Here is a 15927-nt window from a genome sequence, read left to right on the forward strand (position 1 = left end):
TACTAGAGCATATACTTTTGATGATATCTTACACTAAATCTTGATGAGTAAAAGCTTTAGCATTGGCCCCAGCGTAAGTAGCTACAATATGACCATCGCCAGTCATTTGATATTTGTATGTGATTAATCCTTCTAAACCAACGGGGCCACGGGGAGGCATTTGTTGCGTACTAATCCCTACTTCTGCACCGAAACCATAGCGGAAACCATCAGCAAATCTGGTAGAACAATTGTGGAATATATTGGCTGAATTTACCAATCCAAAGAAAGTTTCCACAGATGTTGAATCTTCAGTAATAATCGCGTCAGTATGACGAGAACCATATTCGTTAATATGTGCGATCGCACCTTCTAAGGAATCTACAATTTTAATTGACAAAATAAAATCGCTGTATTCTGTTTCCCAATCTATTTCTGTTGCAGCGACGATATTAGGCAAAAGATCCAAGGTGCGTTTATCACCTCTTAATTCTACATGACGTTCTTGCAAAGCCTCAGCAACTTGGGGTAAAAACTCTGTAGCAATTGATTGATGAACTAGCAAGGTTTCAATTGCATTACAAACAGCAGGATATTGAGCTTTGGCATCAACGGTAATCGGAACTGCTTTAGAAATATCAGCCGCTTTATCTATATAAAGATGACAAATCCCGTCGGCGTGACCTAATACAGGAATCCGTGTATTTTCTTGCACGAACCGGACAAAGGAATTAGAACCTCTAGGAATGATTAAATCTACATATTTATCTAATTTCAAAAGTTCTAAAGTTTCTTCTCTAGTTGTCAGCAACTGTACCGCATCAGGGTTAACAGCAGTTTGAGATAATCCTTGCTTAATTGCCTTAACTATCGCTTCGCAAGAACGTACCGCTTCCTTTCCACATTTGAGGATTACACCATTTCCCGATTTGATTGCTAAGGAGACAATTTGAATCGCCGCCTCTGGACGTGCTTCAAAAATAATCCCCAAAACGCCTAAAGGACAAGTAACCCGCTTAAGAATTAAGCCAGTATCAAGTTCGCGGTGAATCTGTACTTTACCAACTGGATCAGCTAACTTACCTACATCTCTTACTCCAGCGATCGCGTCTCTTAATTTATGTTCATCCAACTGTAAGCGTTTATAAAGTGGTTTAGGAATTCCTTCGGAACTAGCAGCTTCACAATCAGCAATATTTGCTTGTAAAATTTCATCTCTAGCTGATTCTAAAGCTTCTGCGATCGCAACAAGTGCTTGATTTTTTTCCTCAGTAGAGAGAATCGCCAACTTACTTGCAGCTTGGCGAGTTTGACCTGCGATCGCAATTAGGGGAGTAGCAATGTTAAAAATAGTCATAGCACAAATCTTTACCTTTTCTTCATCTTATCAATGTGAGTTCACCATTGCTTATCGTCTTCCCCCAATCGGGTGAACCATCTGGGTAATCAATAATTACTCTGATCGGGTGAAGCAAGACTTGGTTCAAAAAATTTATTCTGTGATTATAGAACACAGGGAAAGCGAAGGTAATAACTTCACCACTATCTAAATATTTCAAGTATTATTACAGGCTTTATTTGGAAATTTAAAAATGATTTATGCGTACCAGGGGCTAGAGAGACATCGTAATTTATGTTTTTCTAGCCTTTTTACTTAAATAAATAATTTATACCGCCATTATTTAAATTTTTACGAAATTGCAGTGACGATCGCTGGATCTATTGAGTATTGATAGATCAAATACCACTCCTTTGCTAGGGAGATCCTATGTCATTGCAATCTGGATTAAACGCCTTAAAACAAAAACGTTATCAAGAAGCGGTTGAATTACTAGAACAATTCTGCCGCGATTGTGTTGAGCAAGATTCCTCAGATTATCTTTCAGCACAGATGTGGCTGATGAAAGCCTATCAAGCCATAGGCGAAATCGAAAAAGCCAAGATGCTGTGTCAAAAGTTAATGATGAGTGAAAACCCACAGGCTCGCAGTTGGGCAGAACAAGCTAGTCAAACCTTCCGCCAAACCTCAGCAACCAAATCTAACGCCGGACAAAAAGCTGGTCGCGCCACTACTAGTGGAATGAAATTAGCGATGGGCGGTGTGGGTGGTAGTTTAGTGTTAGCTTCTGGTGTCACCATGACCTTATTATTTGGCATGGTCTTGGCTTTAGGTTTAAGTTTAGTATTTATTTTGGGTAGTAACGATCCACTCCAAGGGTTAGCGATCGCTATTGGTTTTACCCTAGTTTTTAATATTGCTGCCTTTTTCCTGTCTCCCTTTCTCATGGACTTAACCCAGAGATGGCTTTACCAAACTCGCTGGGTAGAGTTAGCAGAAGTTGAAGCCCTCAGTCCAGAGACAGCTAAAGTTATTCGCCAAGTCTGTCAGCAGAAAAACCTGAAAACCCCACGACTAGGAATCATTAACGATCAAAACCCTACGGCTTTTACTTATGGTTCGTTACCTAACAGCGCCCGTTTAGTCGTCAGTCAGGGACTTTTCACTTATCTTGATGACGATGAAATTGCTACCGTTTACGCCCACGAATTAGGGCATATCGTTCACTGGGATTTCGCAGTGATGACTGTAGCTTCTACCTTGGTGCAAATTTGCTACCTGATTTACAGCACAGCCAGAAGATTTGGGCGTGGTGGCGATAGCAAAATTAAAGATGCTATGCAAACTGCTGGTTTAGTTGCCTACGTATTTTATATCATTGGTACTTATCTACTGCTGTACCTTTCTCGGACACGTGAATACTTTGCTGACCACTTTGCAGCCGAAAGTACAGGTAATCCCAATGGATTATCTCGCGCTTTGGTGAAGATTGCCTATGGGATATTAGAAGAAGGTTCGCGGACACAAGAACCCAGTCGTTTAATTGAAGGAACTCGCGCCTTGGGTATCTATGACCATAAAGCCGCCGCTTCCACAGGAACCGCCTACCGCATTGCATCCGATACCCAAAAAATTGGTCGTGTCTTTCTGTGGGATATGTTTAACCCTTGGGGTTGGTGGATGGAATTAAATTCAACTCACCCATTGACAGGTAAACGAGTTCGTGCATTAAGCACCTATGCCGAACAATTGGGTTTACCGACTGAGTTTGATATGGGGCGAGTTATTGGAGAAGGTAAAACTCTGAGTAAGAGTAGGCTTTACGGCAACTTATTTTTAGACGTTGTGCTGTATGGTGCTGAAACTATAGGTTTCTTTGTTGGCTTAGTAATGGGTGTGATTCTGTGGTCAAGTTCCCCAAATACAGGTTTAGCAATTGGTGCGCCATTTCTTGGTTTAGGGATGGGAATTTTGGTTAAAGCCTTGGTGATGTTCCCCGACTACAAACAAGCGCCAGAAACTGACATTCTCACCCTGATGTCAGACCCTTACGCCAGTCCATTGCGTGGACAACCAGCAAAACTTGAAGGTCTACTAATTGGTCGTGGCGACGCTGGTTATAAGTTTGGTTCCGATTTAAAAATTCAGGATCGTAGTGGGATGCTTTATCTCCACTACGCCTCACGCTTTGGCCCCATCGGCAATTTCCTGTTTGGGATGAAGAGAGTCCAAAGCTTGATTGGTGAACAAGTTGGGGCTGTGGGTTGGTTCCGTCGAGGCGTTGCACCTTGGATGGATTTGATTCAACTCCAAAGTGAAAATGGCACTATTGTCAACAGTTACCATCGCTTCTGGTCATTCATCCTTGGCGGTGGATCAATTATCCTGGGAGTGGTCTTGATTATGTTATTGAACAGCTAGTCTGCTGTCAAAGCATTTTTCAGTCCATCCAAGCTGTGACATCTCCTACACTTTCCTTCTCTGCGAGACGCTACGCGAACGGGTAAGTGTAGGCTTCTGTGCAACTCCTCTATGAGGGCATTAACTGAGCTTTAAGACTGGGCGCTATTGTTTTCAACTCTCATGAATGAGCCTTTGGTGATGAATTTACCAACGAGATTATCAAGCTTGATAACCTTAGTTGAATCCTGTTGTAGGATCTCAAAGTTACAAACGATGCTGCTGTAGTCTAGTGTGGCATTACCAGGGCTAGAGTTGAAAATGCCGCCACCATGGCCAGGCTCGTAACTACCAGAGATGAGTTCAATTCCAAAGGCTTTATTGTGTTTGATAGTGCTATTGCCCACTGTTAGGGTGGCATCATTATAGATGCCACCGCCAAGATGTGCCTGATTGCCGCTAATGGTGCTATAACTTACGGCAAGGATGCCAAAATTGTAGCCGTCTCCCGGAGTAGAATTAGAATTATAGATGCCGCCGCCTTCATCGTTGGCATAGTTATTACGGATGGTGCTTTTACTCACGGATAGGCTGCCTGCGTTATAGATGCCGCCTCCAGTAGATGCATTATTGTCATTGATGGTACTATTTTCCACCGTAACGCTGCCATATATTAGTCCATCTGGGCCACGGTAACCAAAGATGATCTCGCCTGCGTTATAGATGCCGCCGCCGTTATTTGTTGCCGAGTTATCATTAATGGTGCTGTTACTAACAGTTATAGTGCCTTCGCTGTAAACCCCGCCGCCGTTGTTTGTCGCTGAGTTGCCAGTGATGGTGCTGCTACTCACAGTTATAGTGCCACCGATTGTAGTGCCACCGATTGTAGTGCCACCGATTGCAGTGCCGCCAATATAGATACCACCGCCGGATTCCGCAGTGTTGCCAGTAATGGTGCTGTTACTCACGGTTATAATGCCATTACCCTCGTTAAGACTGATACCCTCATAGACACCACCGCCATCATAGATACCGCCGCCGTATTCCGCAGTGTTGCCAGTGATGCTGCTTTCATCCACTGTGAGAGTAACACTACTGTAGATGCCGCCGCCGTTGCTGGCGTGATTGCCAGTAATGGTGCTGTTACTCACGGTTATAGCGCCTTCATAGATACCATAGATACCGCCACCGTATTCCGCAGTGTTGCCAGTGATGCTGCTTTTATCCACTGATAGAATGCCAGAGCTGAAGATGCCGCCGCCACCGTAATAGCTGGATCGGAAGTTGACACTATTACCCTTGATGAGGCTGTTACTCACATTTATGGTGCCAAATTCGGAACCATAAATGCCGCCACCGTCGTATTCCGCAGTGTTGCCCCTGATGGTGCTGTTACTCACAGTAACAATACCGATATTGGGGCTGCCGTCTTCCTTAAAGATATAGTTGAAGATACCGCCGCCCTGGTTGGCGTTGTTATCAGCGATGGTGCTTTTATTCACCGATAGGGTACCAGAATTGAAGATGCCGCCACCATTGTTCGTTGCCGAGTTGCCAGTAATGGTGCTGTTGCTTACCGATAGGGTGCCAGAGTTGAAGATACCACTGCCGTATTCCGCAGTGTTGCCAGTGATAGTAGTGTTGCTCAAGTCAAAGATGCCTTCATTAGATATAGCACCGCCTCCTCCAGCTTTTTTGTAGCTATTGGTAATATTCAGCCCGCTGATTGCAGCTGTTACACCATTGCCAATGTCAAAAACACGAGAAGCACTATCGCTACTAATAGTTAGTAAGTCTGGATTTGTACCTTGAATAGTCAGGTCATCTGTGATACTCAGACTACTACCACTCAAACTGATGGTATGAGCGAGTCCATCATTAAACAGCCCACCAAAATTAATGATGTCTTTTCCTGCTAAGGCATTAGCATCTAGAATTGCTTGCCGCAGTGAACCTGTATCACTGTTCTTGGCGTTAGTAACGGTAAATATAGACACTGAGGTTACTCCAATGTTTTCGGCGGTGTAAAATATTACGACTCTGAATCGTTTTATACCAGATTTTTACGGAATTTGGAAAACCTTTCTCATAGAAGAAGAGAAATTTTGAATTTTCTGCTTCTGCTATCGGGAAGGGGGTTAGATTTTTCGTGGGCTTTTGCAGATGACCTAAATAGTTAGGTAGTCGCCTGTGCCTGAACTGCTAAAATCATCGGCGTCGGTGTTAGTACCCATTGGCACTCAAGTCTTTTGCTTTCAAATGCCAACACAAAAAACATCTCAGTATATGGCTGAAACCTAAATTTTTTCTTGCAGTTGTTTTAAGTAAGAAGTGCAAAATTATACGCTTCGGAAATTTTAAAACATTCTTTAAGAGTGTTAATAAAGAAAAATAATCTATTATTCGACACTTGAAAATAGGAAACATCCAAATAACCTGATAATAGTTAAATACCGAAAATTTGTTTGTATGTCTATATTCCAATAAAGATTTTTGCAGAATCTTTATGTTATGGCTAATAAATCTAAGTAGATCGGCGTAAATAATTAAAGGGTTACAATGATAATTTTAGTGCTAAAATCAGGGCTAAATTCTTACCTACAAGCTAATTTCAAGATATTTTATATTACTTAATATAGTTTGATTTATTCTCGCTTACTTACTTACTATACAAGCCCTGAGCTTGATGTATTCTTTATATTTTGCTGTATCTCGTTTGCGTAATAACCCGCAGCTTGGCTGATTAGATAATGCTCCAATTGCTTAATTACAAGTAATATCTCTAAGCTCTAAACGTAAGCAATAAGTAGTATATGGGGTTAATTTTGTCATAAGCCCCTGCTTGTTGGAAGAAGAGCCTAGTACCGCAAGACGGAAGTCAAATGTCGAAAGTACTATAGGATAAGTTCTTTGAGGATTTTTAATCGTTGCTCTATTTATGCCGTAACGTACTAGACTGAGCCATCGTTTCTCTGTAAATTTCCATTTTTGGGTGGCTGATTATCTGGGAAATCAAATTGGTCAGGAAAATTGGTAAAACCTGCGATTACTTCCCAATCAGACTCAAGCGTTAGTGCTTTACAAATTTCTTTAAACTTGTCAACTTTAATTTCCTGTCCTTGAAAAAATTTTTGAATAGTACTGCGACCGACTACACCTGCTAAGTAATTAGCAAAACTTAATTGTGTTCCATGCAATCTTTTGAGAGCTTTCTCAGCTTGTTCTAAACCTTTGGGAGTGGCTTTGAGCGTTTGTCTCTTCTTGCTCATGCGTTGCAGTTGGAGTGGCAGCTAACAAAGTGAAGGTAACTGATCATGATTTTCGGAAAATGGTGTTAAAAGTTAGAAATTGTCAATTTTGCATACTTTTTTTACTCTTACTCCGGTATCGTTTGTCTAAAGTTTGCACCAGTCAAGTTTTGATTGGAGAAATCCTCGGGTATGGCTGGGCTGATGAAAATGAGGCTTTATGTTAGATACAGCTTGATTATGAGATTTTACGGAATGTAGTACAATATTTTTTTAGAAGTGAGTAAATAACTGGCTATAGCAGAATTTCAATACTGCATCATCAATGGTTCTCCTGGTAACCAGTTTCGGGAAAAAGTAGCACCTTAAGCGCTACTGATGTATTTACTTTATTAACCTGAGTTTGGGATAAGCTGAAACCCTCATTAGACAGCAAGAGTACCAGGACAACAGGTCAAGATTGACCCAACCCAGTTGCTGATAAACAATGAGTGGGTAATTGGAATTGGGTGGTAAAAGTCCCAACATCGTCTTTGCTGATGCTGACATGGATGCTGCGATCGCAAGTTCTCACGGTGCCATATTCTTTAACCAAGGGCAGTGCTGCTGCGCCCCTCGGTAGATTTAAGCAATCTGGTACTGGTCGAGAACTAGGGAAATATGGCTTGCAGCAATATACCGAAGTTAAGACGGTTACCATCAAATTGTAGTTATAAAAAGACCTCGGGAAAACCACTCTTTTTAAAGATGGGATGAAAAACGCCCCGACGCCGTTGACGGTTGACTGTTAACCGTCAACCGTCAACGTGAAATCCCATCCCCTTTTAGGAGTGGATGAGCTTAATTACTCATCAACTTTCTTTGGCAAGTTGGGCTTTTGCCTGTTGCCATAACTTTTCTAACTCATCTAGACTGTAATCAGAGAGGGGGCGGTCAACAACTGCCTCCATTTTTTCTAATCGCTGGACAAATCGCTGATTTGTGCCTTGCAAAGCAGCACTAGGGTCAAGATTATGCCAACGGGCTAGCTGAATAACTGCAAACAGTAAATCGCCTAATTCTGCTTCTTGCCGTTCTGGTGTTTCCTCAGCTAAAGCCTGTTGAAACTCCCCCAATTCTTCATGAAACTTATCCCAAACGCCCTGAATATTTTCCCATTCAAACCCGATAGCCGCAGCCTTTTGAGAAATTTTCATCGCCGCCGTCAGTGGGGGAAGAGTGCGCCCATAACGACCGAGTTTAGCACTAAGTTTTTGCGCCTCTGGAGATGCTTCGCCTTTTTCCGCAGCTTTGATTTGTTCCCAATTTTGCCGCACCTCATCCACACTTGTCACTGAAACATCACCAAAAACATGGGGATGACGGCGAATCAACTTTTGGGAAATCCCCTGAGTTATTTCTTTTAAGGAAAATTGTCCAGATTCGCTAGCAATTTGGGCTTGCAATACCACCTGTAATAATAAATCGCCTAACTCTTCTGCGATCGCACTTTTATCGCCACTCTTAATTGCATCCACCACCTCATAAGCTTCCTCGATCACATAAGGCGTCAGCGTTTCAGGAGTTTGGGCCAAATCCCACGGACAACCACCATCAGGCGATCGCAATTTTGCCACTACCTCAATCAATTCCTGCAACGCCGCCAAACTCTCATTTTGATTTTCCATATCTCTGCGCTTCCCTCAGCGTCCCTTTACGTTTAAAAAATTATTTTTTCAATTTTGGCCGACGACTGCGACTTGTAACTTTACGCTTCTTAATTTTGGCATTAGGAAGCAACCCCCGAACCCCCTGTTTTTGAAAGCGCTTGTATGCCGAACCGCTCCAATCGCTGAGAGAATGACTCATTGCACCGAGTTCCAACCCCAAAAACAGAGCAATATATTCAGTATCGTATTGCACGAGCGATCGCCCCACAGTTTGTCCCAAATCCTGCCAAGTAAAGCTCAGATTCCATAACCTTTGGGCGATCGCCAAAACCAAAATTGCCACAATAGCTAGCAAACACCCCAGATAAAGTATCCGCAGAATCGTGCCAATAATCGGCCCGTGAGATAGAAAAGAACGATGTCGCAGACTTTTTTGATAAGGTAGCCAAATCCAGCGCAAGAAACCCCAGCGTTGAAATTGCACAGAGTAAATATCTAAATCGGGGCCAAACATCAGCCCACCAAAGAGAAACCCGCCTGCAACCAACAAAGTTGCATTGCTACTGCGAGTCTGCCACAAAGTAACACCCGCCACGAACGGCAGAGCATACATAGTAATGCGATCGTGCGTTCGGCCAGAGGGCATTTTAAATCCTTCCTCTCTGAGTAACTGAATACTGAGTCAGTATAAGAGAAAAAAAGAATTTCTTAAAACTACTAGCGCAATGCGAAATCTTTTGCTATATTAATTAAGGATTAGTCAAACGGGCGGTTAGCTCAGTTGGTAGAGCGCCTGCCTTACAAGCAGGATGTCATCAGTTCGAGTCTGGTACTGCCCATTAATTCAATTAAGGCTAGAAACAACTTATATGTAGTTTCTAGTCTTTTTTAAATGGATTTGCAATATTTAATTGACCAACTACTACTAACCCATCTTCCATATCTTCAGAATAGAGAATATTTGCTCTTGCGGATAGGGCATAAGAAATAATTAGACTCTCCTAAAACAATTAATCAGTAGTTAATACTGAAGCAAGAAGGTCAGGACAAGACAGATGCGGGCAATGTCCACAAGGTAGCTCAATGGCATCGACTCCTAAGCGCTTGCGTGCAGCGTAGCGTGACCATGTAGGAGACAATATTCGGTCATCGGTACAAACAATATATTTACGTTCAACATTTGGCAAAACTTTTAGAGGATTCGTTTCAAAAATATATGCCATAGATTGTTGCGAACGACTTTTCGAGATTGCCCACTGTGCTACATCTGGTTGACAATCATGATAGAAAAAATCTCTTAATACTGCTTCGTCTGAATAATCTTTGCCTACGGAAGCTGGTTCAAACATATCAGGTTCATCGTGGAACTGTTCGAGTTGACTTGGCTCTTTTGGCTGGTAATTGAATGATTTAAGGGTATCAGCATCAAGACGATGAGAAAATTGATCGAGTGTACTGATTCCGGGATAAGGTATCAGCGCAGCCACAAATACTAGTTGACGGACTTTTACCACTTCTGCAACCAGGGGAATTATAGTACCAGCCATTGAGTGACCGACTATGACAATATCATCATCAGTTTTCGGCAGCGCTTGAATTACTGCATCTGCAAGTTGGGACAAAGTAGCAGATGGATTTTCAATTGGCAAATCCATTGCTATGCTTTTGTGACCCTGTGCTTCTAAATAGGGAATTAGTAAATCCCAACACCAAGTAGCCTGGAAAGCACCGTGAACTAGACAATATAGACTCATATAGCAATCCTAAATCATTTGTGGAAATTATATATCTCTTTCTTCTTTCTTCCCTTTGCGCCCAAAGCCAGTACTTTGCGGTAGCCTGCGGCAAGCCGCTTTGCGTCTACGTTTTCAAATTTTATATTTTCACGAATCAAATAGGACTGCTATATGATTCCTATACACATTGACCCAGACCGCCGATAATATCTTCTTTTTTCGCTTCAAAAATAAACATTGCTGGTGCAGAAATAAATAATTGCTCTTGGGAATTGCTGATGATGTAATCGCAAAAACCTTGCAAGCCTTGAGTTGCATCAACATTAAATTCATTTCCAGAGAACAGGGAGATTTTATTATTTAATAATCGTCTGACCTCTGCCAGGATTGGTGCAATTAAAAACTCTGACCTTGCTTTTTCGGTTGAAATTGCAGTTGCTAAAGGAATGTAATCTATTAAAATCGTTCTGAGTGTTTCTGATGGTGTAACAGGTTTTGTATCAACAAATAAATTCCGAGTTTCATCGAGTGTTAAATCAAAACTCTTTTTCACTTTGGCGAGACTAAAATCGCTGTATGCCATTTACTTGTGTCCTGCCAAGATTTGTTCAGCACTCAAATCCAAGTGTGGAAAGGTCGAAGAGATGATGCGTTCTTGTCCTCGGAATGCAACTGCATCATAGAACCCTTCTACTAAGGTGCATATTGTTACCACCTCTTGAATGGAGTCAACAATCCAGTATTCAGGAATTCCGAGAACAGCATACTCAGAACGTTTACTGCGGTAGTCTGTGGATTGTGTAGATTCGCTGACTACTTCTACTACTAGTATGGGAGGTATTTCGTTGAGTTCAATTACAGCTTCTCGATTAGAAAGTGCTTCCCATTGCTGTGTTGGTAATACTACCACATCTGGAATTCGTGAGGTGTCCCAACGTCCAGAGCGTGGAGAACGCACTCCCACAGAAAACTTTTGTGCTGTCCAGTTCTTATCCATTTTGGCACTTTCGTAATCATTGGTTCGTTCTAAAAACTTCGAGATACCGCCGTGCTTGCCAGTGCCAAGACTCATCGGGATTAATTCTCCATCTACCAATTCATATTGGGTATCCGTGCGATCGCTATACTTGAGATACTCTGCAAAAGTCAGTTTTTTGGTGGTTACAGTCATAGCAAAATTGATGACTCAATACAGTTATTCTATGCAATAAGGGAGATGGGGATAAACAAAACTCCTAACTCAGCACGGGCTAAACCTTAGCTATCCACTAACAGCACTCCTAACACCCAATTCCCTAATTCTGTAACTTTTTAAGCTCTGCTTCTGTAAACGGATTCTTCCCCGCTCGTAAATCTTTCACCCAGCGCTGCCGTTGTGCTTTACTATCTTCATCTTCAGTCTGGGCAATGTATGCTTCAAAGTCCTCAATCGCTCCTTGGGTGTTGCCTGTCAGCGCCCTAGCCAAGCCACGACTATCACGAATGTTGCCATCTTCAGGTGCAAGGGCAACGGCTTGTTCACAGGCTAGTAACATATCAGCAGCTTGTTTTTGCAGACTCCCGTACCAGCATAGTGTGCTCCAATAACTTGTAGGAATTAAGACTTTTGGATCAAACTTGAGGGCTTCGGTATAAGCTGCTAGTGCTTCCTTGAACTTTTTCTCTCCTAAACGGCTGTTTCCTTCATCAACTGAGCGTTCAGCCTTGCCTTTGTTGACAAACTCTTTCGCTCTGGCTTGGAAATCAAACTTTAATTTATTATCCCACTGCTGTGCTTTGCCAAACTTTTCAACAGCGCCATTAATATCATCATTTCGCGCTAACTTCTCACCTTGGATGACTAACACTGTCGCCCCTTGCGCCAACCGCACTGGAGTTTGGCATGATTGCAACTCTTCTAACACTTCTGGATGGGCAATTAGATAATTATTCAGCAAGTTGCAACCACTGCGTAATAAATTATCGAAATCCAAATCCCATAAAATTATTGTTTTGTCAGCACTTGCAGAAGCTAACTGTTGTCCATTGGGGCTGTAGGCGACGCTATAGACCACACTGCTATGACCTTCTAAAGTATTCACCTCGATCGCACGGTTTTCTTTCTTCTCCTTTGATTTTAAGTAAACTGCTTGCTGTAAAGTTGCTACAGTTTGTATTCGGGTATTGCTTCTTTCTAGTGCCGAAGGTGTAAGTTTGAGTTTGTTACTTGCTTTTAAGGCTGCGATTAAAGCATCTGGATGTTGTCCAGATGCCAAAAACGCTTCTGAAGAATTATTAATAGCGTTAATTTCATTAATATCGGCTTGCTTTCTTTGCTCATTTGCCTCATTTGCCGATCGCCATGATAACCCTGCCAACCCAGCTAATACTAATCCTGCGGCTACAGAACCAAAAAGGGCGCGTTTGAGAAAGTTATTCAGTTTCGCGTCACTCAGTTTTCTTTGTTCTCGTTCCTTTTCCAGTTCCGCCATTACCTGCTTTAACTTCGGTTCTTGTTGCTGGCGGATAAAGGCGGCGATATAGTCATGTACCAGTTGATAACGGTCAGCCGGGTTTTCTGGTAGCAAAACCACCAAGCCAGATTGGACAAAAATCTCTAACACTAAATCTAATTTACTGATTTCAGAAGCTTGTTCCGCCCTAGTTTCTGATCCCCCCGCCTGTGGCGACCCCCTTAAAAAGGGGGTTGAAAGAATAAAGCCCCCCTTTTTAAGGGGGGTTGGGGGGATCTCCGAGAAATACGGCATCAAATCGCGTTCCAACTCAGCGCGAGTCTTGAGAGGGCGAGTTCCTTTTTCATCGGTCAGCAAATACAGTAATATGTCTGCTGCTTGCTGATTTTCTTCACCGCAATCATTAACAACTTCATCCAAATAACGCTTAACCAATTCGTCTTTAGTACCACCCTTGCGATATTCTGCCAGAGTTCTAATATTCTCCGTTTGCAGTTGCGCCCCCACAATCTGCAACTCAATGGGACGAACTTCACCCAATTCCCCGGCTAAATCTTGCAGCAGTTGTTGAACTAAAGCACATTCCAAGCGGAAACTAGTATTTTCAGTTAAACGCTGAATAATTGACTTTGTATCAGCACGCGAGAAATTCCCCAACTTGTAAAGCACATTATTACTGAGAATGTCATTGCCAATAATCTTGAGACTCGACAAATCATTGCACTCTAGCAAGTAATGGATGTAATCTACCCGCAGCGATAAAATAACTTTCACCGATAGAACATTCAGACACTCTCCCAGAAACTCAAAGAATTGCTTCCTTTGTGCAGGTTCGGTGTAAACAAAGAAAAATTCCTCAAATTGATCAAAAATTAGGACTGTGCGGAGGTTGTGCTGTTCGTTTTTGCGAAGTTGAGTGATTAGAGAGTTAGGAGTTAGGAGTGAGGAGTTAGGAGTTTGAGTGTTTGAGGTCGAAGTTCCGAGTTCAGAGGTCGGAGTTCCAAGTTCAAAGGTCGAACTTCCGAGTTCAGAGGTTGAGGTTCCGAGTTCAAAGGTCGAACTTCCGAGTTCAGAGGTTGAGGTTCCGAGTTCAGAGGTTGAAGTTCCGAGTTCAGAGGTTGAAGTTCCGAGTTCAGAGGTCGAAGTTCCGAGTTCAAAGGTCGAACGTCCGAGTTCAGAAGTCGAACTTCCGAGTTCAGAGGTCGAAACTTGAAGTTCTAACTCCCCCTCATCCCCTTCTCCCCTGCTCCCTGCCCCCTGCCCCCTACCCTCATCTTCCCCATTTCCCAAAAGCCTCCCCAACTCTTCCACCCAGTTGGTGTAAACGCGCATTACCACTGGCAAATAATCTTGAGTACCGATCGCTTTATTCTTCAAAGCTGGTATTAGTCCCGCATTTACCAGGGAACTTTTGCCTACACCCGATTGCCCATGAATTACTATCAACTTATAATCAGGGCGACCCATGCGTTCAATTAAACGTTCTACATCCAATAGGCGACCAGATGCAGCAATTTCTGGGGCAATGTTTCCTTGGGGAGAGTTTGAGCGTAATGTCTCTACAAATGCCTTTTTTGTTGCTTCTAACCTACCCGCACCAATAAAAGCCCGCAAGCCAAATTGCTGTTCAATAGAACGCTGTTGCTGTTTGATTTTGTATGCTTTGAGATATTCTTTCTGCTCAAAATAAAGCTGCTGCAAAAACCTGAGAATATCCAAGTAAAGCCTGACATCTTCTAGGGGATTACCTACATCTATAGCAGTTTCTAAGCTGAAAGTTGCCTGTTGAGTTTGACCTAAATGGTATTGAGAACGACCTAAAATAAACTGATATAAACTCAAATCTTTTGATTTTAAATCTCTTTCAGGAATATCAGATAAAATCCCTGATGTATTTGCTGATTCCAAATTGAGAATCGTAGAAAAAACCTTTAAGGCTTGCTGAACTAACTGATTTGCTTTCACCCAGCTTTTTTGAGCCAAAGCTACCTCAGCTAAAAAACCGTAATCTTTGGCTAACTCTCTTGGCTGGTTGTTGTTTTGATGGATTACTAAAGCTTGTTTAGAAAGACTTTGTAATGTTTCCCACTTTTGCAATTCTCGCAAGATATCACCAAATTTAACTACTGCATTAGCAATTAAATCTGGACTTCTAAACTGGCTAATAAAATTTATATACTCTTGAATATAATGCCAAGTCGCTTGCCAATCTGGATGATTGATATCTTGATGTTTAAAAGCTTTTAAATAATAACAAAAGCCAATCTCACCAAGGATTTTTGTCTGTCGTTCTAAATTATGATTTTGCTGCCAAAGTTCTAAAGCTTTGTGATAATGCTCTAACGCCGAATCTTTTTGATTATTTATTTGTTTAACAAATCCTAATAAAGATTCTAAATTAGCTTGATTTTCTAAATTATAAATATCTGGCTGGTTGAGTAAATATTTTCGCGCCGCCTCTAACTCATTCTCCAATTTAATATATACATCTACGCTAAAATTTAAGTTATTACTAAACCATTTATTAGCCGTTTCGATGATAAAATCTACTAATTCTGGCGTTGAGATGGCAAAATTTCTCGTAGTTGCCCAACTTTCCAAATCTGGCGCAAGCTGTATTAGTTGCTTGTAAATTTCATCGTCAATCCACAACACTAAGGGGAAAGCAAAATTCTTGCGAAAGTCTTCCCGCACCTGATTTGCAGAAGTTAACATCACAGATAAATTCTGCACAGATTCCAAACCCACAACCGTCACACAGGCTGGTATTTCTGCGCCAAATTCTTCCTGAATCGCAGTATAAAGAGTTCTGTTAGATTGCTGCACTGCCAAGACACGAATTTCGACTTGACAAATTTCTCGCAGTCTGGAGATTAAGCGATCGCGCAAGCTAGCATAATTACACCGTGCCAAAATCAGCTTAAACTGTCCCACGGAGGATTCGATCGCCCAAGCTAATTGTTTCAGAGAGCGATCGCTGTTTACATGGTCATCTTGTAATGGTTGCGAGTCTGTCATAAGTCATAAGCTGACGTAAATCTAGAGTGTAGGAGGCAGAGGAAAGATTAAAGACTACAAATTATACTTCCTGGCGTTTTAATTCCTGTATCAATACTTGAGCGC

At 42.0% G+C, this 15927-nt stretch carries 12 protein-coding genes and 1 tRNA gene; 4 read left to right on the forward strand and 9 right to left on the reverse strand.

Annotated features, from left to right (window positions below; genetic code table 11):
* Nucleotides 1–28: 28 nt before the first annotated feature.
* Nucleotides 29–1336, reverse strand: a complete 1308-nt coding sequence (locus tag H6G26_RS16435) for a glutamate-5-semialdehyde dehydrogenase (RefSeq protein ID WP_190730276.1) — start codon at nt 1334–1336, stop codon at nt 29–31.
* 411 nt (nt 1337–1747) lie between these two features.
* On the opposite strand from H6G26_RS16435, the gene H6G26_RS16440 reads away from it, so the two are divergent.
* Nucleotides 1748–3739 carry a zinc metalloprotease HtpX gene (locus H6G26_RS16440; RefSeq protein ID WP_190730277.1) on the forward strand — a complete coding sequence of 664 codons (1992 nt, stop codon included), beginning with the start codon at nt 1748–1750 and terminating at the stop codon, nt 3737–3739.
* A gap of 131 nt (nt 3740–3870) precedes the next feature.
* Here H6G26_RS16440 and H6G26_RS16445 read toward each other — a convergent pair whose 3' ends face one another.
* Complete coding sequence (locus H6G26_RS16445; RefSeq protein ID WP_190730278.1) at nt 3871–5715, reverse strand: hypothetical protein; 1845 nt, start codon at nt 5713–5715, stop codon at nt 3871–3873.
* Nucleotides 5716–6669: 954 nt separating this feature from the next.
* Nucleotides 6670–6987 (reverse strand): hypothetical protein, encoded by a 318-nt coding sequence (locus H6G26_RS16450; RefSeq protein WP_190730279.1) that lies wholly within the window; start codon nt 6985–6987, stop codon nt 6670–6672.
* Between the two features lie 484 nt (nt 6988–7471).
* Here H6G26_RS16450 and H6G26_RS44280 point away from each other — a divergent pair, with 484 nt between their 5' ends.
* Both H6G26_RS44280 and H6G26_RS16460 read left to right on the forward strand, forming a co-directional pair.
* The gene (locus H6G26_RS44280) at nt 7472–7588 is read left to right on the forward strand and encodes an aldehyde dehydrogenase family protein (protein ID WP_242053751.1); all 117 of its coding nucleotides are present in this window, start codon (nt 7472–7474) and stop codon (nt 7586–7588) included.
* Nucleotides 7542–7676, forward strand: coding sequence for an aldehyde dehydrogenase family protein (locus H6G26_RS16460; RefSeq protein WP_347242467.1), 135 nt, complete (start codon nt 7542–7544; stop codon nt 7674–7676). Before H6G26_RS44280 ends, H6G26_RS16460 begins: the two co-directional genes overlap by 47 nt.
* Nucleotides 7677–7817: 141 nt before the next feature.
* Here H6G26_RS16460 and mazG read toward each other — a convergent pair whose 3' ends face one another.
* Together mazG and H6G26_RS16470 are read right to left on the reverse strand one after the other, a co-directional pair.
* The gene (gene mazG / locus H6G26_RS16465; RefSeq protein WP_190730280.1) at nt 7818–8633 is read right to left on the reverse strand and encodes a nucleoside triphosphate pyrophosphohydrolase; all 816 of its coding nucleotides are present in this window, start codon (nt 8631–8633) and stop codon (nt 7818–7820) included.
* Nucleotides 8634–8673: 40 nt separating this feature from the next.
* On the reverse strand, nt 8674–9261 hold the full coding sequence (locus H6G26_RS16470; protein ID WP_190730281.1) for a metal-binding protein: 588 nt from the start codon (nt 9259–9261) through the stop codon (nt 8674–8676).
* A 120-nt stretch (nt 9262–9381) separates the two neighbouring features.
* On the opposite strand from H6G26_RS16470, the gene H6G26_RS16475 reads away from it, so the two are divergent.
* Nucleotides 9382–9454: transfer RNA gene (locus tag H6G26_RS16475), tRNA-Val, on the forward strand.
* A gap of 171 nt (nt 9455–9625) precedes the next feature.
* Here the strand turns inward: H6G26_RS16475 and H6G26_RS16480 are convergent.
* From H6G26_RS16480 to H6G26_RS16495, 4 genes are all read right to left on the reverse strand, one after another.
* Nucleotides 9626–10369, reverse strand: coding sequence for an alpha/beta hydrolase (locus H6G26_RS16480; RefSeq protein WP_190730282.1), 744 nt, complete (start codon nt 10367–10369; stop codon nt 9626–9628).
* A gap of 160 nt (nt 10370–10529) precedes the next feature.
* Complete coding sequence (locus H6G26_RS16485) at nt 10530–10934, reverse strand: hypothetical protein (protein WP_242053746.1); 405 nt, start codon at nt 10932–10934, stop codon at nt 10530–10532.
* Nucleotides 10935–11522, reverse strand: a complete 588-nt coding sequence (locus H6G26_RS16490) for a Uma2 family endonuclease (protein WP_190730283.1) — start codon at nt 11520–11522, stop codon at nt 10935–10937. It lies immediately after the preceding gene.
* Nucleotides 11523–11646: 124 nt separating this feature from the next.
* Nucleotides 11647–15822: a hypothetical protein gene (locus tag H6G26_RS16495; RefSeq protein WP_190730284.1), complete on the reverse strand. Its 4176-nt coding sequence runs from the start codon at nt 15820–15822 to the stop codon at nt 11647–11649.
* Between the last annotated feature and the right edge of the window lie 105 nt (nt 15823–15927).

Source organism: Nostoc sp. FACHB-888 (assembly GCF_014696655.1).
In the GTDB taxonomy this organism is placed as follows: Bacteria; Cyanobacteriota; Cyanobacteriia; order Cyanobacteriales; family Nostocaceae; genus Nostoc.